Here is a 2,154-nt window from a genome sequence, read left to right as displayed (position 1 = left end):
TGGTCTTCCACACCAACATCTTTTAGTTTGCGGCGCAGCAGCGTCATGTCAGGCGGTACGGCAAGGAACCAAACCATGTTTGCCTGAAGCCGGTGCCTTTCCTGCTCACTCAGCCCCTCAACAGATGCAACTTGGGTCTCCAACGCTTTGCGTTCAGCGTCGGCGATACGCCCGTCAGCATGGGCAACAAACGAGGCAAGTGCCAACTCCATCAACGCGGTCTGATAGCTTGCCGAAACATCTTCCAGCTTTTCGATCTGCTCGCCGAGATCAAACAGAACCACAGGCTCTTCCGGTTTCGGTGAACGCAGTCCAAAGCGAGGATCAGGTGCGAGCCCAAATCCAAGACGCGCCAAAGCATCTGCCGCCCCTGTTAGCTGTCTCTTTCCAATTTTCGTACTGCGCTGTCCTTCGAGCTTTTCGATCACGTCGGCCAGCGGAATAAGTCCGCCGCTCTGCATGATCCCCCTCGCCCACTCTTTCAGCGCTTCCATTTCTGTCGACGGGAACAGGGTCCACAGATCTAGTGGCAAAAGGGCGTGCGCTTCGATGCTTCCCCTGCCCTCGGGGTTCCGACCAAGATAGCGGCTCAGCTTATCAAGGTCGTCTATGACTTCATCCGCGATCTCCTGCGCGATCTCGACTGGCTTTCGCAATCCGGAGATATCAGGAACGGGTTTGCCATCGGCTGTCGGATTGAGAGTTCCTTCAAACTCGCTTGAGGCTGCGCGATAGGTGGCTTTGAGATGTTTGCGCGGCTTGCTGACCTTTAGGCCACTGGGAAAGCGATCCTCAAATCGGATTTTGAACAACGCCAAGAATTCATCACGGCACCGCGTTGCTGGCGTGCGCAAATGGCTTTCTGGATGGCACATCAACCAGCTCAGAACCCAGTCTGCACTCAGGTTTTCTCCCTTATCAAGACGAGCGCCAATCGCATACTTCAGCGAAAAAGGAAGCTCCCAACCCTGGCGTTCAAAGATCGGCTCCAGCGCCTCAAACTCAGTTTCGGCAAGTGTCGCGATATCAAGAAATTCTCCCAAGTATCGCTTCACCGAATGGTTTTCGGGATAGACGGAAATCAATCTGCGAACTTCCGCAATGATATCCTTTGCATCAGCATTGGATTGATCGACAAAAAATCGCCGTTCTAACCCATAAAAATACAAGAACATGTAGCCCGGATCATAGGATGGGTCAGACCGGCCACTTGCCAACCATTCAAGATAGGTCGCCCTGCTTCGTGCTGAAATATCAGAATACCCAGGCCAGTATGACATGCCCTCCCCTGCCCTATCGTCCCCTGTCCTCGCGACGGAGAGAGAAGGGTCGATGTAGGCCCTGCATTTGTCGCGATAGCCATGGTGATTAAGCAATGGCGGCGTGCCGACATAGACCATTCCGCCAATATCTCGCCCAGCAACGGTCGTGGTCTCTGCCGCTGGTATCCAGCCATTTTTACGTGAATTCGATTGCGGCTTTCGAGACGATGGCCGCGCGTTCTCGTACCGCTTTGCAATTGCCGAAAGTGCTGGTGCCGCAGACTGGCCGGCACTCACGATTTCCGCGTAGTCCTGTTTTGGTGGTTTGGGCGGCGCTGTCGACGATGATTGAATAGCATTTGCTTCGCGAGTTCTCTCTCGCTCACGTTCGATGCGTTTTTCGTGGGCACTTACGCGGGTCACTGGCTCGGTTTGAGTTACTCTTGTGTTTGTGCTTTCCGCTGCAAGCACTTTGGCTTCCACTTTTCGGGATCGTCTCTTTTCTTGCCACCAGACCAAAACGATAGGTAAGCCGAAGGCAAAGAGCATTTGACCGCCAACGGGCCAGCCTTGCAGCACGGTCACTACGGCAACCATGCACAACAAAAAATAGAGTGCGTAAAAAAATAGAACTCGAAAAAGCTTTAGTACTGATGACATTAATCAAACCCTGGTGCGAATTACATTAGTTTGCGGGATTTTCGATGAAGCCGCTATCGCTAAAGTGGCAGTGCAAAACTTTTCAGTCTTCAATTTTATTTCCCGTACAAACATCCATGAGAGCCAGAGAAAGGGAAGCCCGATTGCCGGGCTTGAAAGGATAGAGAGAGTCTCATCCGGGCCCGTCCAAAAGGACGAAACCCATGGCAAAATCCCAAACCAAAGCGAAGAC

2 protein-coding genes are annotated in these 2,154 nt (G+C 52.6%); one reads left to right on the top strand and one right to left on the bottom strand.

Going from position 1 to position 2,154, the window contains the following annotated elements; all coding sequences use genetic code 11:
• Window positions 1–1,922: TerB N-terminal domain-containing protein (locus WBC85_RS02665; protein ID WP_424433133.1), on the bottom strand; the 1,922-nt coding region annotated here is incomplete at its 3' end.
• Between the two features lie 13 nt (window positions 1,923–1,935).
• Between WBC85_RS02665 and WBC85_RS02660 the strand changes: the two genes are divergently transcribed.
• Window positions 1,936–2,154, top strand: a 219-nt coding sequence (locus tag WBC85_RS02660) for a hypothetical protein (RefSeq protein WP_424433132.1), incomplete at its 3' end; no start/stop codon positions are given.

The organism is Planktotalea sp. (assembly GCF_049680325.1).
In the GTDB taxonomy this organism is placed as follows: domain Bacteria; phylum Pseudomonadota; class Alphaproteobacteria; order Rhodobacterales; family Rhodobacteraceae; genus Planktotalea.
Note: the sequence above shows the minus strand (reverse complement) of the source record. Positions and strands in the feature narration are given on the sequence as shown.